This window comes from Streptomyces sp. NBC_01198 (genome assembly GCF_036010485.1).
Lineage (GTDB): Bacteria > Actinomycetota > Actinomycetes > Streptomycetales > Streptomycetaceae > Actinacidiphila.
Genome location: NZ_CP108568.1, coordinates 7,852,765 through 7,876,111, shown reverse-complemented (window position 1 = coordinate 7,876,111; position 23,347 = coordinate 7,852,765). Strand labels below are relative to the sequence as shown.

22 protein-coding genes and 2 pseudogenes are annotated in these 23,347 nt (G+C 69.1%); 10 read left to right on the top strand and 14 right to left on the bottom strand.

Annotation, left to right across the window (positions count from 1 at the left end):
* Positions 1 to 238: 238 nt before the first annotated feature.
* The 8 genes from OG702_RS35130 to OG702_RS35095 all read right to left on the bottom strand — a co-directional run bounded on the left by OG702_RS35130 (position 239) and on the right by OG702_RS35095 (position 6,514).
* Positions 239 to 1,084: a DUF6414 family protein gene (locus tag OG702_RS35130; protein WP_327293018.1), complete on the bottom strand. Its 846-nt coding sequence runs from the start codon at positions 1,082 to 1,084 to the stop codon at positions 239 to 241.
* A 545-nt stretch (positions 1,085 to 1,629) separates the two neighbouring features.
* Entirely contained in the window at positions 1,630 to 2,415 is a 786-nt protein-coding gene (locus OG702_RS35125; protein ID WP_442814680.1) for a sulfite exporter TauE/SafE family protein, read from the bottom strand.
* A 583-nt stretch (positions 2,416 to 2,998) separates the two neighbouring features.
* A complete protein-coding gene (locus tag OG702_RS35120; RefSeq protein ID WP_327293017.1) occupies positions 2,999 to 3,424 on the bottom strand; it encodes a restriction endonuclease in 426 nt (141 codons plus the stop codon).
* An 11-nt stretch (positions 3,425 to 3,435) separates the two neighbouring features.
* Positions 3,436 to 3,627 (bottom strand): hypothetical protein, encoded by a 192-nt coding sequence (locus OG702_RS35115; protein ID WP_327293016.1) that lies wholly within the window; start codon positions 3,625 to 3,627, stop codon positions 3,436 to 3,438.
* Between the two features lie 97 nt (positions 3,628 to 3,724).
* Positions 3,725 to 4,573, bottom strand: a complete 849-nt coding sequence (locus OG702_RS35110) for a helix-turn-helix domain-containing protein (protein WP_327293015.1) — start codon at positions 4,571 to 4,573, stop codon at positions 3,725 to 3,727.
* A gap of 21 nt (positions 4,574 to 4,594) precedes the next feature.
* Positions 4,595 to 5,140 carry a DUF6879 family protein gene (locus OG702_RS35105; RefSeq protein ID WP_327293014.1) on the bottom strand — a complete coding sequence of 182 codons (546 nt, stop codon included), beginning with the start codon at positions 5,138 to 5,140 and terminating at the stop codon, positions 4,595 to 4,597.
* Positions 5,097 to 5,375: a hypothetical protein gene (locus tag OG702_RS35100; RefSeq protein ID WP_327293013.1), complete on the bottom strand. Its 279-nt coding sequence runs from the start codon at positions 5,373 to 5,375 to the stop codon at positions 5,097 to 5,099. The genes OG702_RS35105 and OG702_RS35100 overlap by 44 nt, the downstream gene beginning before the upstream one ends.
* Before the next feature lie 239 nt (positions 5,376 to 5,614).
* The gene (locus OG702_RS35095) at positions 5,615 to 6,514 is read right to left on the bottom strand and encodes a replication-relaxation family protein (RefSeq protein ID WP_327293012.1); all 900 of its coding nucleotides are present in this window, start codon (positions 6,512 to 6,514) and stop codon (positions 5,615 to 5,617) included.
* 715 nt (positions 6,515 to 7,229) lie between these two features.
* On the opposite strand from OG702_RS35095, the gene OG702_RS35090 reads away from it, so the two are divergent.
* Entirely contained in the window at positions 7,230 to 7,730 is a 501-nt protein-coding gene (locus OG702_RS35090; protein WP_327293011.1) for a DUF6233 domain-containing protein, read from the top strand.
* A gap of 246 nt (positions 7,731 to 7,976) precedes the next feature.
* The gene (locus OG702_RS35085) at positions 7,977 to 9,743 is read left to right on the top strand and encodes an SIR2 family protein (RefSeq protein ID WP_327293010.1); all 1,767 of its coding nucleotides are present in this window, start codon (positions 7,977 to 7,979) and stop codon (positions 9,741 to 9,743) included.
* Between the two features lie 185 nt (positions 9,744 to 9,928).
* Here the strand turns inward: OG702_RS35085 and OG702_RS35080 are convergent, their stop codons facing one another.
* Positions 9,929 to 11,119: a hypothetical protein gene (locus OG702_RS35080; protein ID WP_327293009.1), complete on the bottom strand. Its 1,191-nt coding sequence runs from the start codon at positions 11,117 to 11,119 to the stop codon at positions 9,929 to 9,931.
* A 286-nt stretch (positions 11,120 to 11,405) separates the two neighbouring features.
* Between OG702_RS35080 and OG702_RS35075 the strand changes: the two genes are divergently transcribed.
* Positions 11,406 to 11,873, top strand: a complete 468-nt coding sequence (locus tag OG702_RS35075; protein WP_327293008.1) for a hypothetical protein — start codon at positions 11,406 to 11,408, stop codon at positions 11,871 to 11,873.
* Positions 11,874 to 11,988: 115 nt separating this feature from the next.
* Here the strand turns inward: OG702_RS35075 and OG702_RS35070 are convergent.
* A protein-coding gene (locus OG702_RS35070; RefSeq protein ID WP_442814762.1) for an IS5 family transposase occupies positions 11,989 to 12,782 on the bottom strand; the annotation gives its coding sequence in 2 pieces (ribosomal slippage) (positions 11,989 to 12,450 and positions 12,453 to 12,782; 792 coding nt in all).
* A 303-nt stretch (positions 12,783 to 13,085) separates the two neighbouring features.
* Here OG702_RS35070 and OG702_RS35065 point away from each other — a divergent pair.
* Positions 13,086 to 13,877 (top strand): IS5 family transposase, encoded by a 792-nt coding sequence (locus OG702_RS35065; protein ID WP_327293007.1) that lies wholly within the window; start codon positions 13,086 to 13,088, stop codon positions 13,875 to 13,877.
* On the opposite strand, the gene OG702_RS35060 is transcribed toward OG702_RS35065, so the two are convergent.
* The gene (locus OG702_RS35060) at positions 13,834 to 14,337 is read right to left on the bottom strand and encodes a hypothetical protein (protein WP_327293006.1); all 504 of its coding nucleotides are present in this window, start codon (positions 14,335 to 14,337) and stop codon (positions 13,834 to 13,836) included. The two genes, OG702_RS35065 and OG702_RS35060, sit on opposite strands and share 44 nt — an antisense overlap.
* Before the next feature lie 177 nt (positions 14,338 to 14,514).
* Here OG702_RS35060 and OG702_RS35055 point away from each other — a divergent pair, with 177 nt between their 5' ends.
* Positions 14,515 to 14,982, top strand: coding sequence for an HIT family protein (locus tag OG702_RS35055; protein WP_327293005.1), 468 nt, complete (start codon positions 14,515 to 14,517; stop codon positions 14,980 to 14,982).
* 47 nt (positions 14,983 to 15,029) lie between these two features.
* Here OG702_RS35055 and OG702_RS35050 read toward each other — a convergent pair whose 3' ends face one another.
* Together OG702_RS35050 and OG702_RS35045 are read right to left on the bottom strand one after the other, a co-directional pair.
* Positions 15,030 to 15,722, bottom strand: coding sequence for a hypothetical protein (locus tag OG702_RS35050; protein WP_327293004.1), 693 nt, complete (start codon positions 15,720 to 15,722; stop codon positions 15,030 to 15,032).
* Between the two features lie 156 nt (positions 15,723 to 15,878).
* Positions 15,879 to 16,736: a class I SAM-dependent methyltransferase gene (locus OG702_RS35045; protein ID WP_327293003.1), complete on the bottom strand. Its 858-nt coding sequence runs from the start codon at positions 16,734 to 16,736 to the stop codon at positions 15,879 to 15,881.
* 630 nt (positions 16,737 to 17,366) lie between these two features.
* Between OG702_RS35045 and OG702_RS35600 the strand changes: the two genes are divergently transcribed.
* From OG702_RS35600 to OG702_RS35030, 3 genes are all read left to right on the top strand, one after another.
* Positions 17,367 to 17,711 carry a DUF6233 domain-containing protein gene (locus tag OG702_RS35600; protein ID WP_442814679.1) on the top strand — a complete coding sequence of 115 codons (345 nt, stop codon included), beginning with the start codon at positions 17,367 to 17,369 and terminating at the stop codon, positions 17,709 to 17,711.
* Between the two features lie 354 nt (positions 17,712 to 18,065).
* Positions 18,066 to 18,536, top strand: a complete 471-nt coding sequence (locus OG702_RS35035; protein WP_327293001.1) for a hypothetical protein — start codon at positions 18,066 to 18,068, stop codon at positions 18,534 to 18,536.
* Entirely contained in the window at positions 18,500 to 19,144 is a 645-nt protein-coding gene (locus tag OG702_RS35030) for a class I SAM-dependent methyltransferase (protein ID WP_327293000.1), read from the top strand. The genes OG702_RS35035 and OG702_RS35030 overlap by 37 nt, the downstream gene beginning before the upstream one ends.
* Positions 19,145 to 19,180: 36 nt before the next feature.
* Here OG702_RS35030 and OG702_RS35025 read toward each other — a convergent pair.
* A pseudogene (locus OG702_RS35025) lies at positions 19,181 to 20,273 on the bottom strand (IS256 family transposase); the annotation flags it as partial.
* A 463-nt stretch (positions 20,274 to 20,736) separates the two neighbouring features.
* Here OG702_RS35025 and OG702_RS35020 point away from each other — a divergent pair.
* Both OG702_RS35020 and OG702_RS35015 read left to right on the top strand, forming a co-directional pair.
* Entirely contained in the window at positions 20,737 to 21,552 is an 816-nt protein-coding gene (locus OG702_RS35020; protein WP_327292999.1) for an SDR family NAD(P)-dependent oxidoreductase, read from the top strand.
* Between the two features lie 135 nt (positions 21,553 to 21,687).
* Positions 21,688 to 22,923 (top strand): annotated as a pseudogene (locus OG702_RS35015) (ISL3 family transposase); the annotation flags it as partial.
* Between the last annotated feature and the right edge of the window lie 424 nt (positions 22,924 to 23,347).

Genomic DNA, 23,347 nt, shown 5'->3' with positions numbered 1-23,347 from the left:
CCCTCACAGAACCGCTCAGCGACTTCCTTGACGCCATCTGGCATCCACTCAGCCTAGGACCCAAAGGTACCCAAATCCGAGGTTCAGACACAGGCACTAAGCATCCGCTGTCCAAGATCAGGGGGGAACTTCACCGCCAGCTTCCTCCGGCAGCGGCCACGCTTGCGCGCATATTGAGCGTCACAACCGGCGCCGCTTGAGAAGCGGCTCCGCCGAAGTTCGGAGGGTGTCCCGCGAATCAGTAGAGCCCGATCGCGTCTACGATGATGGCCGGACCGGCGATGTAGGCGTGGACATCCTCAGCAGGGAGGTCGAGATTGAAGTGACTGACCAGCTCTCGCACAAGATCGTCTACCCCGGTCATCAGGAAGCGCCGCATCATGTGCTCCCAGTCGTGGAGAAGCCACTGCTCAGCGCTGAGGTAACCGTCAGCTCCCTCCGGGATCAGCCTGCTGACACTGCCCAGGACGCGTAGTTCGCCCTCGATGCGGTTTGCTGACGCTTCGCCAAGGAAGTGGTCCGGCGGCACGTTGATGTAGACCTTCTGCGGCAGGTTCGATCCGTTCAGCTCCAACAGGATCGGGATGGGGAGAAGCTCGTTCCGGAGGTACACCTGCTGAAGCTGCTCGGCGAACGGCAGGTCGTTGACGTCGAGGTTGCGGAGGCTGTCCAGATCGGCGTCTACGGTGTCCATCAGCCGTCGAAGGATAAAGAACATCTTCCCGGCCAAACTGGCCGCAGTGATCCGCGTCGTCCCCTCGATCTGAACCAGGTCGTCCCTGATGAGGGGTGTCTCGCCGTCCGGGTCGACCTTGACTGCATCGGCATCGTTGATCAGCGCGTCGATAACTTTGCTGAAGGTGGCCTTCTGCTTCGGGGCGAGACTGTAAGTCGACTGGGACTCAACGTCGGTTCCCTTGGACCCCTCCAGCGCGAACCCGCCCATGCCGGCTTTGCCACCACCAGTCTGCCTTCGAACGGTCTTCTCGGTGATCTCCGCTTGTCGAGGGACGTCGATGTCGTAGTACTCCGCCTGAGACAGAAGAGTTTCGGCGTCGAGGTAGATCGGTGACCGCAGTGCCATGCCCAGGAGTGTCTCAGCAACCTCTGACATCCCAGCTCGCTACGGTGCACCTTCGACATGGCGTACAGCAGCTGCGCCGGGGTGCCCGGGGATTGCGGCCGCGCCGCTTGCCGCACAGCCCTCTCGCGGCGGCCGGCACAACCGGACGCCGGGACATCAGCCCGCCCACGCCCCCACCCCGAAATCCCGCTCCACACGCGCCCGCCTCCATTTCCTGGCGGGCGCGAAGGGGTGAGATAGAGGGGAAGTCGGCATGCCGCTTTGGCACACCCGACATCAAAGCCCCAGGTCAGGACCTGTTTCCAGGATGGCCCCGGCGAATCGGTGCGCATGGTCTCTCGCACGCTGTCTTGCATGGCCACTTGAACGGCCTCTTGCACGCTCTCTTGCCGCCGGTCTCCTGGCTATCGGCTGCGGCCGGCCCATGGCGTAACGCGGGGTGTAACACTCGCCCCGTCCACGCTCAGAGGGGCACCTTCGCAGATCAGTGGTGAAACGCTGATGCTGCGTTGCACCCCCCGCCTTGCACTCGTTGATCGAGCAGGTCAGCGCAGTGCGTTGATCGCGTAGACGGTGCCGAGTGCGGTGGCGAGGATGCCAAGCAGGAGGCGGAGGAAGGTCTCGGACAGGCGCGGCTGAAGGCGGGCGCCGAAGTAGCCACCGACGAGACCACCCAGGCCGCAGGCCAGGCCGAGGAACCAGTCGGGGGCGACGCTGCCGCTGTGGGCCAGGGACAGCAGGGCGTAGGTGGAGGCGCCGACCAGCGATGTGGCGAAGGTGGAGGCCAGTGCGGCCGGAGCGACCTTGGCGAGGGGAACGCCGCGGCCGACGAGGACGGGGCCGAGGATCGAGCCGCCGCCGATGCCGTAGATGCCGCCCACAACCCCGACCGCGAGCGCCAGGGCGGTGATCGTCCGGGGGGCAGGCTCGGGACGTCGGATCTCCGCGGGCATGGGGCACAGGGTCCGGGTGATGAGCCAGATACCGAGCGGCAGCATCAGCGTGGCGACCAGGAGGCGGAAGACTCGCGGGCCGGGAAGGGCGAACACGCGGATGACCGCTCCGAGGACCACGCCCGGCAGTGTGCCCAACATGAGTCGGCGTACGAGTGGTCCGGTCAGGGCGCCGTTGCGCCGGTAGCGCAGCAGGGCGCCGGGCCCCGCTATCACGTTGTAGAGCAGGTTGGTGGGCGTGACGGCCGGGCTGGGCACGGCGAAGACGCTGAGCTGCACCGGGAGGAGGAACACCGCCCCGGATACTCCAACCGGCGCGGTTACGACAGCTATCAGCATCCCGACCACGAGGCCGGCCACCCCCAGCTCCCACCCCACCCGATGCCCCCGCCGCCGCAGCCCCGATCGCACTCCTGGGACAGCGTAAATCGGCTTGCCGCGCCATCTTTAGGACGCTCCCCGGCCCGCGTGATCAAAGTTCGATGGCACACGCCCAATCTTCGGTGTGGCCAGACGGTAGCCGGTGGGTCTCTGGCGTATTCGAGACACCGGACGCGACCTCCCGGCGCTTGCGGCGTACGGTCCACGGCGGCGGCTGCGGGGCAGGCCGCCGAGACGCGAACCGATGCCGCTTCCCCGAGGTGCCCTGTCCGCAGTCCTGATCCCACCCTCCATCACCAAGGGCTGAGGACAAGGAGAGGGGCACAGAGGGGATGTCAGCGCCCGGAAGCGGAACCGGAGACATCACTACCCCAGGTCAGAGGCCCATTTCGAAGCAGCTCTGACAGAACGGCGTGCGCAGGCCGTTGCCTAGTCCGCTGCGTACCCCGTTGCGCAGTCCGTTGCCTACTCCGTTGCCGAACGGCACCGGGCAGGGGTCGGGAAACTCCGACGGCACCGGGCCGCCAGCTGCTGGCCGGTCTGCGCGGCGGGCGTCGGCCCACTGCGGCGCCCGGCCGGCTCAGGTGACCCTGTCGGCGGGCGCGGCCTCCAGGCGGTCCAGACGTTCGTAGAGGGCGCGGACCAGGCGGGCGCGGTGCTGGACACAGCGCACGGTGCCCTCCAGCGTCGCGGACAGCCTGGCTTCGGCGTCGCGCAGGACGACGTCGGCGAGCGCCCGGCGGCCGCTGTCGGCCGGCAGCTGGTCGGCGCGGCGCCGTACGTCGGCGGCGGCCGCGCGGGCGCAGGCGGTCAGCTGGAGGGCGATCTGCTCGTAGTCGCGCTCCTGCAGCGTGTCCGGGCCGGTCCACGCCAGGACGGCCTTGACGAGGCACTCGTACGGCGCGCGGTCGATCGGGAGCTGCGCTTCGATCAGGCCCTCGGGGTCGTACAGGATCGTGGCCGTGCTGTGCGGGGCGGCCGGGCTGGCGGGGGCGGTCTCACTCACGTGGCCGGCGGTCACCCCTGCCCGCCGCCGTCCTGGTCGTCCTGGTCTTCCTGGTCGTCGACGTGCTCGAGGAAGCGGGCGAAGCCGCGGTCGGCGCGGGCGAGCAGGTCCGGCGAGGGAACTCCGTAGGCCGGCGGCCGGGGACCGCGGCCCTCCGCGTCCTGGGTGGTGGTGCAGGTGTCCGTGTCCGCGGGTGTGCGCATGCGACCCCGCCCTTCCCGGCCGGTGGTCCGTCAGTGACATTGACGCTACGCAGAGTCCGGGACGGTTCTCAACGAAGTTGCGGGAAATTGCGGAGGTTCACCCGAGGGTGTCGATCGCGGCCTGGATGAGCGCGCGGGCCGGCTCCCCGTACACCGCCATCTCCGCCAGGCCGGCGAACGCCTTGGCGTAGTCGGCCAGTTCCCGCGGCTGTGTCACCTTGATCTCGGCGGTCAGCGTCTCCACCACCGCCACGTCGTCGTCGTGGAGGTAGAACGCCTCCAGCGGCCACACCGTGCGTTGCGCGGTGAACGGGATGATCCCCAGCGAGACGGACGCCAGCGGCATCACGGCCAGGAGGTGGCGCAGTTGCCCGCGCATGGCGTCGGGGTCGGCGGTGCGGAAGCGCAGGACGGACTCCTCCATGACCACGACGTAGCGGTGTCCGCCCTCGTAGAGGAACCGGGAGCGGGCCACCCGGGCGGCGACCGCTTCGGCGACGTCGTTCGGGGTGCCCTGGAACGCGGTGATCTGGTTCATGAGGGCGGTGGCGAAGCCGGGGGTCTGGAAGAAGCCTGGCGGCACGTTGGAGACGTAGACGCGGCAGACCCGGGTGCGCTCGTGCAGGGTGTTCCAGCCCTCTTGGACCTTGCGCATGCCGTTGCCGTGCAGGCGGCGCCACTCCAGGTACATCGAGTCGACCGCGCGGGCGGTGGCGATCAGATCGTCCGCCTGGTCGTCAGCATTGCAGGCCGCGCACCAGGTGCGGATGTCCGCGTCGGTGGGCGCGGTCTCCCCTTTCTGCAGGCGGGTGGTCTTGGCCGGGTGCCAGCCGCACCGGGCGGACAGCTCCCGCCCGGTCAGGCCGGCGTCCTTGCGCAGGTGCTGCAAGCGAACCGCGAGCGCCACGCGGGCACCCTGGGCGCTGGAAGAGGGAGAGGCGGTCATGTTCGCGTGCGGCCGGCGGGGTCAGACGGCGAACTTCTCGTGGGGAACACCGCGTTCCCACACCGCTTCGAACGCGGCCGCGCACAGCGCGACGGCGCCCGGGGCGTCGGTGCGCTCCTTGCCGTCCGGTGCCCAGTCGCCGGTGCCGGTGAAGTGGTGGAACTGCACGAGCTCGCCGTCCAGGAGCCAGAAGTCGTTGCCGGGCAGCGGAATGTCGGACGCGCGGCGGCGGGGCAGCCAGCGCACGTCCTCGCCGGCCTGGAGGTTGAGCACGGTGATGGCGTGCTCGTAGCGGATGTAGTCGGTGACCGGCTCGGATACGATCCGCGCGCGGCGCATCACCACGCCGCGGGCGACCGCGCCCTGAACGAGCGGCATCCACTGCGGCCAGAACGAGCGGCCCGGGTCGAGGTTCGGGACGCCGGTCCGCAGGAACGCGGCGTAGTCGTCGGCCTCGTCACCGACGGCGTAGACGTCGCGCATCTCCAGATGGACCGCCGTGCGATGGGTGCCGGCGAGCAGCTCAGCGAACGTCGCGGTGTCCAGCTGCTGCGCGTTCCGCAGCATCGCACGCCTCCCTCAGAATCGCCACCATGCGGACCGGGATCCGGATCACCCGCTCGTGCGCGGGGATTCCTGTCTCGTGGCCGGCCACCCATTCGGTGGAGCCGACCAGGGACTGGAGGAAGCTGTCGGCTTCCTCGCCCTGTAGGACCAGGTCCGCGCTCTCCTGCTCCACCCACACCGTCGGCGACCCCTCGCCGCCGGTGTTCGGGTCGATCCCGACGAAACGTAACCTCATGGCGCTCTCCTGTGTCGAGTTGGCTGCGCATAGTTGCGCCACCGACCGTCCCGCGACACGGCGCCGGCGGTCAAGGGCTACCGGCCAGCCGGACCGGGACGGGCGACGCCGGGCCGATCGTCACACCGGACCGCCCCACCCGGCGGCCAGGCCGGGCAGACGTGGACCTCCCGGACGGTGTCGGTCAGCTCAGGGAAGCGGCCCTCGCGCCTCACCGGCCTGCCCGGCTGGGCCGGCGGTCATCCGTTGTGCTCCCGCCGGTTGATGAGCGCGGCCAGGCGCAGCGGGGTGGCGCTGGTGGCGCCGCGCCAGACCGGGCGCAGGGGACCATGCTCCTGGAGCTCGGGGAGCGTGGTGACGCCGACAGCGAACTCGCGCCGGCGGATGCCGCGCAGGGCCGCGATGCCCGCGAGGACGTCGGCGGCCCGGTTGTCCAGCGTCTCCTTCTTCTTGTCGGCCAGGACGATCAGCAGCGGCGGGAACTTGTGCTCCGCCCCGGCCCGGGGATAGCGGGCGAACCAGTCCGGTAGCCCGGCAGGTCCCGCCCCGGCAGGGCGGGGGGTGCGCGGGCCGGCGGGCCGGTGGGTGAAGTAGCGGTAGCGGTCGTAGGCGGCGACCTTGTTGATCAGCCTGCCGATCGACATCGTGGCGCGGTCCAGTTCGACGAAGAGGTGCGGCAGGTCCTGGTAGGGCAGGTGCAGCACGGCGTCCGGGATCAGCAGCCCGCCGGAGCCGAGCGGGTGGGCGACTTCCACCTCCCAGTCGCCGACCTCGCCCACCGCCGCACCGGTCCCGGTGTTCGGCTGGGGGTCGCGGGAGAACGCGATGGCGGTGTCGGTGACGGCCAGGGCGTGCGCGTAGGCCGGGGAGGCGGCCACGTGCTCGCCGGTCACCGCCGTGGTGCGGTGCTCGGCAAGCCCCGCGCGGCGCGCCTCACTCAGGCCGGCACCGGTCAGGAACCACACGTGCGGCCGCCGCTCGGTGTTCGCGGCCGCCAGGCCATCCCTGGCCAGGGCGCGCAGGTGCTTGCGGACGGTGCTGGTGTCAGCGGCCGTCGGGGTCAGCCAGGCGTGGAGCTGGTGGGGCGTGGCGACCCGGGTGCAGGCGAGCAGCTGCAGGATCCGCAGACCGTGCTCCACCCCGTATTCGGTGGAAGCAGGGACACAAGAGGAGTCGCCGCCCCGTGCGAAGCGGGGACCCCCCTTGCGAGCAGGCACAACGCCCTGCGGATCGGCGTCGGCTGTGGGTCCGGCCGAGTGCCCGTGAGCGGGCCCGTGGGTGTGCCCCTGTTCGGGTACCGCACGCGGGGTCGCGGAGAGGCGGGCTGCGCCGGTACGGGCCGGCTCGGGCGGCTCGGGGATCGGGTGGGCGTGGGTCGTCACGGTGGTCTTCTCCTGCCGGTCGGCTCCGCGCCCCCCGGATGGAGGGCGCGGCCCGGTGCGCACGGCAGAAAGCGATGCCGCGTGCGCCTGGGCAGGCGCCATCGTGGAAAACCACCCCTTGTCCGCGGCCTGATCGACGGCCGCAGCAGGAGCGGTCCAGGGGAAACGCCACGTCCGGCGGGCCAGGGCCAGGGGGCGGCCACCGAACCGGGGGCGCGCGGTATCCGCCGTTCCCCACCCTCCCCCACCGTTCCATTGGTGTTCATGACTATTAGCGGTGTTATCCCTGTTCCCCACCGATTCCGGTATCCGCCCCGGGCAGCCGCCCGTCCGGTCCACCGCTTTCCAGCGCTCCGAGCCCGCGACCTGCACCAGCGGCCTCCGTGGAACACCCCCGGCAGCGGATGCGCGCCCGCGTTCCACAGTTCCTCCGCCGCGCGTTCCACCAGGGAATCGAACTAGCATTCGTTCCATGGGTGAGGACCAGCAGCAGGACCAGGAGGCGGCGCTGCCGCAGGCTGACGGGCCGCTGGTGAAGGTGGAGCTCCCGGACCACCAGGTGCTGTTCGCCGTGGTGAAGGGCCGCCGCCAGGAGGCCGATACGTCGTGGTGGTTCGACCTGCAGATCCACCTGCCCAGCCAGGGCAGCGAGCGGGGCCGGCTCCTGGCGGTCCCGGCCGCGGTCGACTTCCGCGCGCCAGCCGGCGCCTGCCAGCCCATCGAGGGGCAGTCCTACGACGGCGTGCCCACCGAGCGGTACGGCGTCCCGGCGCGGTGGCGGATCGAGGAACCCGTCTACTTCGGGACCACCGTCGGCCCGGCCCGGATCGTGCACCGCGGCGACTGCCGCGCCGTGCGCGACGTCTCCCGGCCCGCCGGCACCGAGCAGGCCCGCACCGTCCTGACGCGCCCGGACGCCGCACCCTGCGCCGTCTGCCGCCCGGACCGGCCGCTGGGCATCGCAGCGGCGTAGCCGTCAATCATGACGCGGCGCCGTCTCACCGGGCCGGGCAAACCGGTCATCCGTTGCGGATTCGCATCACGTACAAGTTAATGTCATGATGACGATAATGATGCTAGGGTGAATCTCCAGGTCGGCTCGGGCCGGCCAAACGGTAGGTTCAGGGGGGACTCAAGCATGACCACCGCCACTTCCGCATCAGGGTTCACAGCGAGCCCCAGGGCCGGAACGGGCCTGTCATTCGACCCGATGGTCACCATGGCCACTGCCGTGCACGCCAGCCCCGGCGTCTACGCGCTGCTGCTCGGCTCCGGCATCTCCACCGGAGCGGGCGTCAAGACCGGCTGGGGCATCGTCACCGACCTCGTCCGCCGCGCCGCCACCGCGCAGGACCCTGGCTCCCCCACCGCCGGCGAGGACGCCGCCTCCGATCCCGAGGCATGGTGGGCGCAGCACGGCGACGGCGATCTCGGCTACTCCTCCCTTCTGGGCGCGCTCGCTCCCGCCCCAAGTGCCCGGCAGGCCCAGCTCGCCCGGTACTTCGAGGCGGACGACGACGACCGCGAGCAGGGGCTGAAGGTGCCCGGGGCCGCGCACAAGGCCATCGCGCAGCTGGTGGCCCGGGGCAGTGTGCGGGTCATCGTCACCACGAACTTCGACAACCTCACCGAGCGGGCACTGACCGATATCGGGATCTCCCCGCAGTTCATCCACCAGCCCGGCGGGTACGAAGGCGCGACCCCGCTCGCTCACAGCCGCGCCACCGTCATCAAGCTGCACGGTGACTACCTCGACCTGGACTCCCGCAACACCGTGGATGAGCTGTCCGCCTATCCCGACGCCCAGCAGCAGTTCCTCGACCGGGTGCTGGACGAGTACGGGCTGATCGTGTGCGGCTGGTCCGCCGACTGGGACCACGCACTGGTGAAGTCCGTCGAGGGCACCCGCTCGCGCCGCTACCCGATGTTCTGGTCCCACTACGGCGCCATGGGCGACGCCGCCCGCCGACTCACCGCCCAGCACCAGGCCACCCTCATCCCCGGCCTGACCGCCGACGAACTCTTCCCCGGCCTCGTCGCCCGGCTGGACGCCCTGGACTCCGCATCCGACGCCCCCGTCACCCGTGACATCGCCGTCGCCCGCCTCAAGCGCGCCCTGCCCGACCCCGTCCGCCGCATCGAGGTCCACGACCTGATCGACGGCACCACCAGCGACACCGTGCGCCGCATCGCCTCAGACCGCTACCCCGTCACCACCGCCAGTCCCGCCGAATTCCCCGCCCAGTTCGCCGCGAATGCGGTCAGCTATCGCGCCGACACCGACACCCTGCTGCACCTGCTGGCGATCGGCGTCTTCCACGACGACGGATTCCACGACGACAGGTGGCTCAACTCCGTCCAGCGACTGCTGCTCGTCCGCGAGGGCATCATCAACGGACCGTACTTCGAGGGTCTGGACAAACTGCGGCACTACCCAGCGCTCCTGGCGACCTGGGCCATCGGCGTGTCCGCCGTCCTCGCCCATCGTGAGCAACTTCTGCACCGGCTGCTGACCGAGCCGGTCTTCACCTCCTCCTCGAACGCGAACCGGCCGCTCAACTCCGCCTACTGCCTCCACCCCTGGCGGGTTCTCGACGAGCCCGGCATCCACGAGATCTCCCGCCCCAACCCCGGCGGAAAATGGCTCTACCCGCAATCCGAGTTGCTCCGCCGAGAAATACGCGAACCGCTGCGTGCCATCGCCCCGGACGACCGCCCCTTCCAAGCCGCCTGCAGCCGCTTTGAACTGCTCACCTCGCTCATCGCCCTCGACCAGCCCCTCGGTGACGCCTGGAACGGCAAGTTCGCCAGCGACGGCGAGTGGGGCTGGGACAACGACGGCCCCAGCACAGCCGTCCGCGCGGAGATCGCCCCCGCCTGGCCCCTCATCGCCGCAGGTGCCTTCAGCGGCGACCCGGACCGCGCCACCGCCGCCTTCGACAAGCTCGCCACGTGGAGGACCCAGACCAGACACCTACACGGATGACCCCTGACCCGTCGCCCGGCAACCGGAAGGTCGATTAGCCGGGGCGCATTTCACACATCGGCCCGGTCCCCATCGTGCAACGCGGCGACTGCCACGCTGGCCGCGACTTCACCCGGCCCGACCGGCCGCTGGGAACCGCGCCCGCCGTAGACCGCGGCATTGCCTGAGCCGTACGACCAGCTCGATCAGACTTCGACCTGCTCTTCGGCTGCTGTGCGCAGCACGGTGACGACACCGCGCAGCAGCGCGTCGAGAAAAATACGAGCAGGCACCTCGTGCATGGTGATGCGCGGCAGTTGCTCGCCGATGTGTCGGTGCAGGACGTCGTCGCCCAGCAGTCGGTTGTCGCTCAGCGCCTTTACGTACGCCTTGTCCGTCCGGATGCCCGGGAACTGGGAGGCGACCTGCGAAAACAGGTGGTGTCCGAAGAGCGGCGGGATATGGTCCATGATCGCTCGGATCTGCATGAGGCAGGAAAGGGGCCGCTCCTGGGCGTAGCAGGCGTTCAAGTCGTTGGCGAGCGCCGACAGCCTGCTAACGTCCCACTTCGCCGCGGCCGCGGCCTGCTCCCAATCCTTGATGTGGCGGATGTCGACGTACGGCTCGGGCTCCTCGGCCTGCTCAACAGCCGTCTGCTCCTCTACTGCCGGCGTCAGTGCGAACTGCTGCCCGTAGGCGCCTGAGAGGTCCGCGCCGGGATAGGCGCGCTGGGCGTTGACGACCTGCTGGACGGTGAGTTCACCGACCTTCGCCACGTACGCGGTCAGGTTCAGGGCGTCGGCGTAGCGCAGGACCTCGCGCGTGATCTCCTTGCGCCAGGACGGGTCACCGGGGTTCGGACCGCTGGAGCTGCCGCCCCGGGTCGCCGGCTCGATGCCCAAGATTTCGGGCAGTACGGCCACGAAGCGCGGGTCCATGCCGGGGATCGCGCGGAGCAGATCCTTCGATTCCAGCCAGGTCTGGGTGACCTCGGTGGGAGACGGCACGGCCTCGCGCTGCAGCTTGATCATGTGGCCAAGGGTGCGCAGGAACGGGTTGGCGAGCATGCCGCGCAGGCCTTCCAGCGGCAGTGCGGCGGCGACGGTCAGCGCGACCTTGTCGTTGTCGCGGATCATCCGCCAGTCGTGCCCGGCGGTGAATCCGTACGACGGCCCCAGCGTTCCGGAGGAACCCACCCGCGGAAGGGACGCGATCACCTCCTGGGCGTCCAGGCCGCGCTTGTCCATCTGCCCGACGACGTAGTGCCAGACCGGCCAGGCACCGCCTTGCGCGTATGGTGTGGCGATCTCCAGGAGCAACGCCATCTGGGCTTCGTCCAGTTGATCTTGCAGGTTGCTGGGCAACGACGGCAGAACCCGGAACATCTCGCTGGGCAACGGTCCTCATTCATGGGCTGGTTGGCGGGTGATTCGGGATGAAACTACCCGGTCACCGACAGGCTCGCCGCCCAAATCCTGGACTCGGGTCGGCCCTCATGTCAGCGGGATTGCTGTCGGCCGCGCCTCATGGAGCTGACGCCCGCCCCACGCCGCCAGGCCGCTCAGTCGCAAGACGGAGATCTCTTCCCCGGTGCACGCACTCTGTCCACAGGGCCGCAGTTCGAGCATCGCTGGTGAGGCCGCGCTCGATCAGCGGGGCGGCCCGTACGTGAGGAGCTTGTCCATGTCCCAGCCCAGTGTTGCGCCGCTCGCCCCGATGACCCCGCACGCGGCCATCAGCGCCTTCGCCTACCTGCGGGCGGTCCAGGCCGGCGACACCGAAGCCGCCGCTGAGTTCGCCGCGGCCGAACCGCGGCTGGCCGCGCTGCTCGTGGACGCCGCGACGCAGATCGTCGTCCCGGTCACCGCGCTGCCCGGACCGGACACCGGCGAGGCGTGCGAGGACACCTTCGCGCTGGAGGCCCTGGGACGGGTCTTCCTCACCACCCTGCACACCTGGGAGCAGACCGGGCCCGACGCGGCGCAGGGCATCGCCCGCTCGGTCATCGCCTTCACCGAGCAGATCCTCACCGAGGACCACGAGGACGTCGCCGACATCCTCCGCCAGCTGGAAGCGGCCGGCGTCGGCCAGGCCCTCGATGCGCACCCCGCACCGGCCGGTGCGCACCCGGTGCGCTTCACCATCGCGTAGGCGCACCGCCGCCGGACGATGAACCGCACCGACCGCACCGCAGTGCGCACCAGCGCGCCGACGGCACCGCACCGCAGGCGCGCCGCCTCTACCACACACCCCCTAAAAAGTCGTCTCATTTGGTGAGTCTGCGGTAGCAGATGAGAGTGCAGGCGATGCTGGCGAAGGCGAGGAAGTGCTCGGCTTTGCGTTCGTACCGGCGGTGCAGACGGCGGCATCCGGCCAGCCAGGCCATGGTGCGTTCGACGGTCCAGCGATGACGACCGAGGCGTTGGGAGGACTCGATGCCTTTGCGGGCAATGCGGTGCGTGATCCCGCGTAAGGCGAGCCATCTGCGCAGGTGGTTGTAGTCGTAGCCCTTGTCCGCGTGCAGTTTGGCGGGATGCCGGCGACGCGGACCGCGCTGGGAGCGGATCGGCGGAATGCCGCAGACCAGTGGGATGAGGGCCTGGCTGTCGTGCAGGTTCGCCCCCGAGATCCCGACGGATATGGGCAGACCGGTCCGCTCGGTGATCAAGTGGATCTTCGAGCCGTACTTGCCCCGATCGACAGGATTCGGACCTGTCAGGTCCCCCTTTTCAGAGCCCGCATGTTCACCGAGTCGATCGCGCAGTGACTCCAGTCCAGCCCGCCGCGTGCGCCGAGTTCGTCCAGGACCAGGCGGTGAAGCTTGGCCCACACCCGGGCCTTGCTCCATTCGGTGAACCGGCGGTGGGCCGTGGGTCCCGATGGTCCGAAGGAAGGCGGCAACTGCCTCCAGGTACAGCCGGAGGTGGCGACGAACACGATGGCCGCCAGCACCTCGCGGTCTCCGTACCGACGCCGGCCGCCACCCTGCGGCCGCGACGGCGCAGGCGGCACGACCCTCTGGAAAAACTCCCACAGTTCATCTGGCACCAGGCGCTCCACGATCCCCACGACCGCAGATTACCGAACTTCCAAATGAGACGACTTCTAAGTCGCTGTTGTCGTTCCGGCCTTGGGGAGTGGGCTTCGAACCGGGGTTCCCGTTTGGGTGGTGACGGCATGGTCGGTGCATAAGGGTGGGGCCTTCTGAACAGTTCGATGGTGTCGAATCAACGAACAACGTCAGGAGGCCCCGGTGTTGGAGTGTTCCGTGTCGATGGCTGGGCCGTCCAGTTCGGTCACTCCGGGGTGTGACTGCCTGGCACACCGGTTCGGGAACGCCGCCGGCCTCGGTATCCGTCGGACATGACGGACGCGGAGTGGAAAGTGGTCCGGCCGTTGCTGCCGGTGCCGGGCTGGATGCGTGGCCGCGGCGGTCAGCCGGAGGCGTATTGCCACCGGGCCATACTGGACACGGTGCGGTATCTGATCGACAACGGAATCAAGTGGCGCGCGATGCCGGCCGATTTCCCGCCATGGGACCGGGTCTACGCGTTCTTCCGCCGCTGGCGCGACCGCGGCCTGATCGGGGAGTTCCACGACCGGCTGCGCGACCGGGTCCGCACCCGTGCCGGGCGGGACATCGAGCCGACGGCCGCCGTGATCGACTCCCAGTCGGTCAAGGCGGACGCGGTCGTCGGCTCCGACAGCCGCGGCTTCGACGGCGGGAAACTGATCAACGGCCGCAAAAGGCACCTCGTCGTCGACAGTCTCGGCCTGCTGCTGGGCGTGATGGTCACCGCTGCGGACGTCGGAGACCGCACCGCCGCGAAGGTCCTGCTCCAGCGGGTGACCGAGGCGCATCATCGTCTGGTCCTGGTCCGGGCAGACGGCGGATACACCGGCAGCCTCGTCGAGCACTGCCTGGCCGTCCTCGCGCTGGTCCTGCAGATCGTCAAACGCAGCGACGACCGACGCGGCTTCGTGGTCCTGCCCAAGCGGTGGATCGTTGAGCGCACCAACGCCTGGCTGATGCGCACCCGCCGGCTGGCACGCGACTACGAACGCCGCACCACCAGCGCGGAGGCGATCGTCTACTGGTCGATGACCCTGCTCATGACCCGCCGGCTGGCCCGGCAACACCCTTCGCCAGCGTGAACTGGCCTGGTGAGGGCTCGGTCAGCCATCCCCGCGCGACCAGGCGTTTCGCCTTCGCCCGCAAGGCCTCCACCCGAGCCGGCACCACGTCCATCCCGAACACCGCGGCCATCTCCTGGCAGGTCAAGGGCCCTTGATGAAGCCGGGACCGGTCGGCGAGTGCCTGCACGATCCGCTGGTAGTCCACCGACAGGACCGACCGGGCAAGCCCTTCGCGCCACACAGGCACCTGTGACCTCGATTGCACCGCATCCCGCGAGCTTTGGGAGGCTTCCGCCTGGTCATCGCCGCCGGAAGCCAGCACCGCGTCGACTCGCCTGCGGGCGACCGACCACTCCCGCCATTCCTGCTCGGCCTCGGCCAACTCGGCGTGGATCCGGTCGGCCTCCTCCCGCAGCCCGTCGACCCGACGACGAGCAGCAACCTCGTGCCGTTCCAGCAGTCCGACAACCGACGCCATCCCGGCCTCCCCCAGCGAGCGACAACCCGACAGGCCACACCTCCCACCGAACTACCCAACCCATGCCTGACCAGCGAAAACGCCGCCCTCAAATTCGGAACGACAACAGCGACTTAGCGTGACTAGTGGCTGAGGCCAACAGGAGTTTCGCAGAGCACAGTTCTACGATCTCTGTTCATGATGACTCCCGACTGCTACGCATGCAGCAAGGAAGCAGAGTTCGACGACCTGCCACCACGCGAGTGCGTGGTTCACGACCAGCGCTGGCGGGTGGCCCACGCCATCAACACCGCAGTGCCGGGCTGGCTGGTGCTGCTGCCTCGGCGCCACGTTGCCGCGGTTCACGATCTCACCAACGCTGAGGCATCTGCCCTAGGGATGTGGCAGGTCAAGCTCTCACGCGCCCTACGGAGCATGACTGGCTGCGCCAAGACCTACGTCGTGCAGTTCGCCGAAGCCGAAGGCTTCCCGCATGTGCACTTCCACATCGTGCCGCGCATGGCAGATCTGCAACCAGAGCATCGTGGGCCCGGCATCTTCGATCTGCTTCGGCGACCTGAACAGGAGCGAGTAACCGCAGACGAGGCAGACCAAATAGCCCACTCTCTTCGAGCTCAACTTCATGGGCACCTGAACACTCAGTAACCAGATCACGGAATGTGTGCCAGAACCACTTCACGTGAACGAAGCCATCAACCCGAGATTCGGATGTGGCGGGTTTCAGGTGGCGTTGCCGGGGGCTGGGGCATGGCGACGAGGTAGATCCGGTTGCGGAGTTCCGTCTCGGCCCAGTCCAGATCAACTCGTAGGTCGAGCCAAACCTGGTCCTTGCGATTGCCGGGCTGGTCGAGTCTGACGGCGACCCAGGAGAATGCACCCTGGAGGATCTCCCGTCTGCGTCCGGGGCTGGTCACAGAGAGCGCGAAGGAGAGGGCGATGCCGGGCCGGGTGACGATCACGTGGCTCTCATCGTCCCGTCGGGGGCGGCCTCCGGTGAGGTAGCGCGGAACGTCGAGGACCTTGACCCACTCCACAACCGCTCCAGGGACCTGTTCGTCCAAGATCCGCGCGATGGAGTCGCGCACTGCAACGGCGGGCTGTTCATCGAGCCAGTCCAGCCAGTGCCCGGAATCTGTAAGCTTGGCGAAATCATCCTTGGGCGGGCCGTAGTTCGGATTCTCCACGAATTCGCCGGTCAGCTTCCCATCCTCGCCGACCCGCCAGATACCCTGGACGGCCTCCCCAGGGACGTAGCCGTTGGGGTCGCCGATGAGGTCAGGGTCGATCTCCGCAACCGACCCGCCCGGGTTTGCAGCCGCCTCCGCGACGAGCTCCGGCGGAGGCGACTGCACGATGCGACACCGCTCCTCCGAAATATCCTCCATATGAGCACCCCTTCGCCTGGTTCGTCCGAGGAGCTCAGCACCGCCCCGTCTGGGGCATATTTCCACGGCCGCTGTCGGCGCCACGACGCAGCGTCGAGCGCGCCCCGCTTCTCCGGCAGCCAATGCCCCACTGCGGGCCCACTCATGAGACCCTCCTCAGCGACGATCGTGCCCGCTCGCCATGGCCGCAGACAGACTCCCCTTCAGCGGCGGCTCGAGTACCACGGGGCCAGCCGCAGCAGGACCACCAGGGTGCGGCGCGCCGCCTGGCGCTGCTGCTGCGCACCCGCGAAAGCGGAGCCCAGCGCCAGCGCGGCCACCACCGCCGTGAGCACCGCGATCACTGCTACGGCCACGGCGAGCCCGGCCGCGCACGCCGGCACGGCGGCATGGCCCGGCACGGTCCACGTCGCCAGCACCGGCCCTCCTACGGCGGCCATAGTCACTGCCACGGCGCGCCGCACCCCGCGCTTTCGCGGCCGGCTGCTGCCCATTGCCTTCTCCCTCGCTCTCGTCCTGCGCCCGGTACCCGGCGAACTCCGTCACGCTGTGTGAGTCTTCGCGGGTCCACTCCTCCCAGGCGCGCCGGGCGGGGCTGCGGGTCTCGAAGACGAGATGCCCGCCGGGCCGCAGTGCATCGTGGGCTGTCCGCAGCGTCTTCTGCCATGTCCGCGGATCGACGATTTCCTGGGCGACGTTCGCTGTCATGGTTGCGAGGTCGACCTGCAGTGGCGGGAGGTCTGTGGCATCGCCGCAGATCCAGCGCACTCGCTCCCTGCCGGCCTTGGCCCGGGCCGCGTCGATGGATGCCCCAGCGGGATCGATGCCGGTGACTTCGATCTCGCGATCGACCAGCAGGAGCGCGAAGGCTCCCGTGCCGCAGCCGATGTCCAGCACGCTATGCGCCTGAAGCTCTTGTGTTATTTCGAGGTATGCGTCGAGGTCGCTGCGGTCTGGGTCGAGCGGATCGTAGATCGCGGCGAGCCGTGGATGTGCGAAGCTCTCGTCAGCCATGCGGCCGACCGTAGGCAGAGGGAGGCCCGGCAGCTACTGGGTTTCGCCGCTGGGGTCGGTCTCTAGTGTGGCGAGGCGACGTAGCGGACGATCGGTGCGAGGTTGGTCACGGTTATGCCGTGGTCGTCGTAGAGGCGGTCCCAGATCTGTTTTGGGAGGAGACCTTCGTCGGCCATGGGGTCGATCAGCGCCTTGATCGGCTCGATGGCCGGCTGCCGTCGTCGGATGATGTGTGCTCTTGCTGGTTCAGGCGTGCGGAGCGCTCGACGGACTGTTCCGCGGGTGACGTTGAAGTGTGCTGCGACGGTTCGAAGGCGCAGTCCTCTTCCTTCAGCAAAGCGCCGGATCTGCAGGAAGAGCTGTGCCCGGCGATCTTCGGGTTTGTCCCGGTCCGAGTATTTGATTTGGACGAGCAGTGCGGCTGGTGCACCAGAGGCCTGGCTAGGTGTTCTTCGGGGAGTCCGGAAAGGACGGCAAGCCGGTCTGGTCGAGGCTTTCGGCCCTGCCAGAAGGGTGGACCGATGAGGAAGCCGTGCACGTAGCTGGGGCGCAGGTGGTTGGCGATGGCCAGGCGGCGGACGTAGGAGTGGACTGCTTCTCCCGTGCGAGGCCGGACGCGCACCGGGAGCGTTGTCAGCCGCTCGGGGATGCCCGGTCGCGTCACCGGGCCGGCTGCCGGATGGCGGATGCCGATTGCTGTACGCTGTATTCGAGTGGGACAGCGGCGAGGTCCTTCTCGGTGATCTTCTCCGTGCCGCCGAGGATTGCGTCGACAGCGGCTCCGCGGATCCGGTTGGACAGCGCGCCGATCACCGCGGCGACTGCCACGCGGCCCGCGACCTCACCCGGCCCGCCACCACCGAGCAGGCCCGCGCCGTCCTGACAGGCGAGGACGCCGCCCCCTGCCCGCTGTGCCGCCCCGACCGGCCGCTGCGCACCGTCGCGTATCCCCGTCCCGAGGTTGCTTCGGCGTGACTGCGCTCCGTCGGGTTCGTTGATCAGGCCGGTGCCGCTCGAAGCACTGCGACGGTGCCCCGGCTGAAACACACTCGCATTCGTGAGGCGGGAAGTAGGCCCCAGCTGCTCCGCGGCATCGCAGCACGCCGTTGTGGCCTGCCTGGCCACAGCCGCCGATCACGGCGGCGGCACCAGAGCGGGAAGGTTCTCCATGTCCTCTCACGCACGCCACAACGACGCCCGCCGCTATCAGGAAGTCTTCGGGGGCTCCCATGCGCAAGCGCTGCGCCAGGTCCGTGAGCAGCGCCCGCCCGCCCGCGGGGCCTTCCGCGCCCTGACCAGCTCGACAGGTGATGGCAAGGTGGTGCGCCGGTGCTCCTGGTCGCTCAAGTCGACCTGGCCCGCTGGGCCATCAAGCACCTCAACAAGCTGATCGCGCTCGGGCAGCGACTCCCCCACAACCTGTGCGAGTGGGCCCGCCTGTCCTCCTACGCCATGACCGACGCCCACGCCTACACCCAGATGATGGCGGGCACCAACGGCGCCTTCTTCCAGATGCTGGGCTGGGACGACGACGTGATCCGCCGCCACCTCCAGGACTGCGACGCTGACCGCTACGTCACCCGGGACGCGGTTGCCCACGCGGCCGGCCTGTTCGGTCACCCCCTCCCGCCGGGCACCGACCTCAGCAGCTGGTGGACCATCGGCGGCCAGTACGCGAGTAATTGTCAAGATCTGTGGATGACCGCCTTGCGGTCATCGAAATTCGATCGTCTGCGGCTCGTGGTCAGCCGTAGGGTGCGGCGATGGACTGGAACATCTGGCACGAGAAGTACGACGTAGCCGACTCCTGGATGGCACGAAGGCTGCGGTGTGTTCAGTCCCAGATTCGAACTGCTCTGGATGGTGCCCCAACCGGGCCGTTGAAGGTGATCAGCCTGTGCGCCGGGGACGGTCGCGACCTCCTTTACGTCCTCTCCGATCACCCGCGCCGCCATGAGGTGCGGGCGAGGCTTGTCGAGTTGGACGCCCGCAACACCGCCGCGGCTTCGGAGACGGCCTGCCAGGCAGGCCTGGACCAGATCGAGGTGGTGACGGGTGACGCCTCCCTCATCGATCAGTACCAGGACATGACCCCCGCGGACCTCGTACTGGTCTGCGGCGTCTTCGGGAACATCACCGACAGCGACATCGAGCACACTATTGGCGCCTGCAACCAGCTGTGCAAGACCGGCGGCACCGTCATCTGGACCCGCAACCGCGCCACCCCCGACCGAGTGCCCATGATCTGCGATTGGTTCGGCGGGCAGGATTTCGAACTGCAGTGGCTGTCGGAACCGGGCGTCGGTTATGGGGTCGGCGTGCACCGGTTCACCGGCACGCATCAACCCCTGCGCACCGGCACCCGACTGTTCGAGTTCGTAGGCTACGACGTCCTCCGTCAGGAGTAATTGTCAAGAACGCTGGATCAGTTGAGGTGGATCGGCGCCGCGGGTAACCTTGGTCCGAAGCTTCACGGTGGAGAAGGTCGACTCGATCGGGTTCGTCGTCCTCAGATGCACCCAGTACTCGGCGGGGAAGTCGTAGAACGCCAGCAGCTCGGAGACCTCGCCGGTGATCTTCTTGACGGCCTTGGGGAACTTGGCCCGTACGCCTTTTCGAACGCGGTGACCGCCTTATCGGCGTGCACGCGGTCCTCGGCGTTGTAGATCTCCTGCAGAGCCTTCTTCGCGTCGGGCTGCGCAGACTTCGGTAGCACGTTCGAGAGACGTTCCTTGTTTTTGTGAACCCAACACCTCTGGTGCCTCCTGGCCTGTGAAAACACCTCCGCCAGTGCCCTCCAAGGCCCGTCGCGCCGTCGCCGACCACGAGCATCGGGTCGCGCATCGCGCGCCGCCGGCAGTCGCGCAGCAGGTCGGCCCAGGACTCGGTGGACTCGCGCAGACCCTCGGTGATCGCGATGAGTTCCTTCGTGCCGTCGACGCGGACGCCCATCAGGACCAGGAGGCAGGAGTGCGTCTGGGACAGGCGGATCTTGGGATGGACGCCGTCGGCCCAGACGTAGACGTAGTCGGATTCGGCCAGGCCACGGCGCTGGAACTCGGCGTGGTCGGCGGTCCACTGCTGCGTCAGCCGGGTCACCGTGGCCGGCGACAGCCCGGCCGGGGAGCCCAGGAACTGTTCCGTCGCGGGCACGAAGCCACCCGACGACACGCCGTGGAGATAGAGCAACGGCAGCACCTCGCTGATCTTCGGGGACTTCCGGCACCACGGCGCCAGGATCTTCGGGGGGAACCGCTGACGTTCACCCGTCGTCTCGTCGACCCGCTTGTCGTTCACGCGCGGGGCGGCCACCTCGACCGGCCCCGCCGCCGTGGTCACGGTCCGCGGCCGGTGCCGGCCGTTGCGGACCACCAGCCGGCGACCTGCCTCCTCACGCTGCCCGGCGAGTTCGGCTATGTACTGGTCCACCTCCGCCTCCAGGGCGGCGGCCAGCATCCGCCGAGCACCCTCGCGGACGATCTCGTCGATCAGGGAACCGGCCTCGGTGGTGCCGTCTTCGTTGACTACGCTGAGCACGGGCGTGCCTTCCCGACCCGCGTTCGCAGCGCGGGGCCACTCGGTGACTTGACGATCACTCACTCGGGAAAGTCGCCCTTCGGGCCGCCCGAGCTGTCCGGCCCTGGCCGGAACCGCGCTCGTCCAGGGGGATGCACCGGGACAGCGGCCCGGACGACATCACGGCGCGCGCCACCACGATCGAGGCCGACCGGCCCGCAGACCATGTGGAGTTGCCCCGGTGTACGGGTCACATCGACTGTCGGAAGGGGCGGGGCCGACCGGCCCCGCGCCTTATGCGCGGCTCCACTCGATCTTCCGCGCGCGCCCGGCCCCCCCCCCCCGGCGGCCGCGGCGCGGGTGGACGGGTCCAGCGGGTTCGGGCCGATCACGGTCGGTGACGCACTGTCAGCGGCAGCCACCAGGCGAGGACGAGCGACCGATACGGCTCCGTGGACGGACCCGCGGCGGTACGGTGCACGGCATGACGCAGCACACGCAGACCGGTGGGCCCCGGGTGGCCTGGGTGACGGGAGCGAGCCGCGGAATCGGCCGGGGCATCGCGCTCGCGCTGGGCCGCGCGGGCTGGACCGTTTACGTGACGGCCCGCTCGTCGGGGGGCGCCGCCACGTCGCACCTGCCGGGGACGGTCGACGCGACCGCCCGGGAGGTATCGGCGTCAGGCGGTCGTGGAATCCCGGTCGGGTGCGACCACGGCGACGACGACGCGGTCGCCGCGGTCGCCAACCGCGTCACGGCCGAACAGGGGCGCCTCGACCTGCTGGTGAACAACGTGTGGGCGGGTTACGAGCGGCTTAACGCGGGCGCCTGGCAGGAGTGGAACGCGCCACTGTGGGAGCAGCCGCTGGAACTGTTCGACGCCATGTTCACCCACGGGGTGCGCGCGCACTACGTCACCACGGCGCTGTGCGCGCCGTTGCTGATCGATACCCCTGGCAGCCTGGTGGTGACGGTCTCGTTCGCCGTCGCCGAGCAAGAGCAGCACACCTTCGCCGCCTACGGGATGGCCAAGGTCGCCGATGACCGTCTCGCGCTCGCCGCCGCCGTGCAGCTGCGCCCGCACGGCGTCACCTCCGTGGCACTCCACCCCGGACTGGTACGCACCGAAGGCGTACTGCAGTTCGCCGAGCACCTCGACCTGACGGCCTCCCAATCGCCCGAAGGAGTCGGACGCGCCGTCGTCGCCCTCGCGGACGACCCCCAGCGCGCGACCCTCGCCGGCCAGGCCCTCGACGTGGCCGGACTCGCGACCCGTTACCGCGTCGATGTGACCACCTGACAGACGGCCCGGACCAGGAAGTCCGCCCTCACGGGAACGACCGCGCCGCCGCCTGTAGCAAAGCTGCGGCGCGCGTGGACTCCGTGTCTGTCAAACGATCGGCTCTGGCCCGTAATCGGTGGTAACGAAGGGTAACGGTGGTCGGCGCGGACCGGGGACGATCCGGTGCCGTGCCCTGCGTGCGGGACGCTAACAGCGCGGGTGCACGGGTTTCATGGGCGGGTGCTCGCAGATGTGCCGGTGGACGGACGGCGGATCGTCGTCTCGGTGCGGGTCCGCCGCCTGGCGTGCCCGGTTCTCGACTGCTCGCGGCAGACGTTCCGCGAGCAGGTTCCCGGCGTCGTGGAACGCTACCAGCGCCGCACCAACCGCCTGACCGACCAACTGAACTCCGTGGTCAAGGAGTTAGCGAGCCGGGCGGGCGCCCGCCTCTGCCGCGTTCTGGCCTGCACGATCTCCAGCTCGACCGCCCTGCGCATGCTCATGCGCCAGGTGGTGACACCGCTGCGCGTCCCGCGCGTACTCGGCGTCGACGACTTCGCACTCAAACGCCGGCACCGCTACGCCACCGTGATCATCGACGCCGAGACCGGCGAGCGGATCGACGTCCTGCCCGACCGCACCGCCCAGACCCTGGCTACGTGGCTGAGCGAGCACCCCGGGGCACAGGACGTCTGCCGCGACGGCTCCGCCACCTACGCCGAAGCGAACCGCCAGGCCCTCCCCGAAGCGGTACAGGTCAGCGACAGATGGCACCTCTGGTCCAACCTGTGCGACAAGGTCCTGGCCGAAGTCCGCTCCCACGCCGCCTGCTGGGCCACCGCTGTGAACCCCACCCGACCTGGGGGCGTGCGCGAGCAGACCACCCGCGAACGCTGGCAGCGAGTCCACCATCTGCTCGACCAGGGCGTCGGTCTCCTCGAATGCGCCCGCCGCCTCGATGTCGCCCTGAACACCGTTCAAGCGGTACGCCCGCATGAAGGAGCCCACCGGCGACCGCCGCGCACCCCGCTACAAGCCCACACTCGTCGACCCCTACCGCGAGCACCTGCGCCGACGCCGAAGGCCTGTCCCGAGATGACCGAACTCGCCCGCCTCACCAGTGACTTCGCTCAGCTACTGACCCCAGCGGAGGGCAACGACGCCAAACTCACCGACTGGATCACCACGGTTCGCGCCGTCGACCTGCCCCACCTGCACTCATTCGCGAACGGCCTCGAACTCGACCGCGCCGCCGTCGACACCGGCCTCACCCGCCCGTACCACAACGGCCGCACCGAGGGCGTCAACACCCGAACCAAACGGATCATGAGACAGATGCACGGCCGAGCCGGGTTCCCCCTGCTCCGCCACCGCATCCTCCTCCAGTGATCACTACACGGCGCTACCACCGATTACGGGCCAGAGCCGATCGTTTTACAGACCCGATCCGGACGACGAGGGCGGGAACGGGGCGCCCCACACCCTGGTGCGAGGGCCGTGCACTCCACGGCCCTCGCACCTACTGTCGCTGCGGCGAATCTTGGGTCCTGGGGTCATTGCCGGCGTGGGCGGCATCGTGGCGACAGCAACCAGCGCGCGTACGGCTCGGGATGGCCGAGCCGATTGGTCCGACCGCGCACGGGTTCTGTACGGCATCGAACGTAAGCCTGGCCTCTGTGCGTCGTGCCCGGCTCCCGACAACGGCGACAAGGCGGTCCAGCTTCTCGCCGTGGGGCTGGATGAGCTGACTGCTGAGGAATTCGATCCTCTGACGATGAGGCAGTCGGGCATCGAAACGCAGCTGACGCAGCTC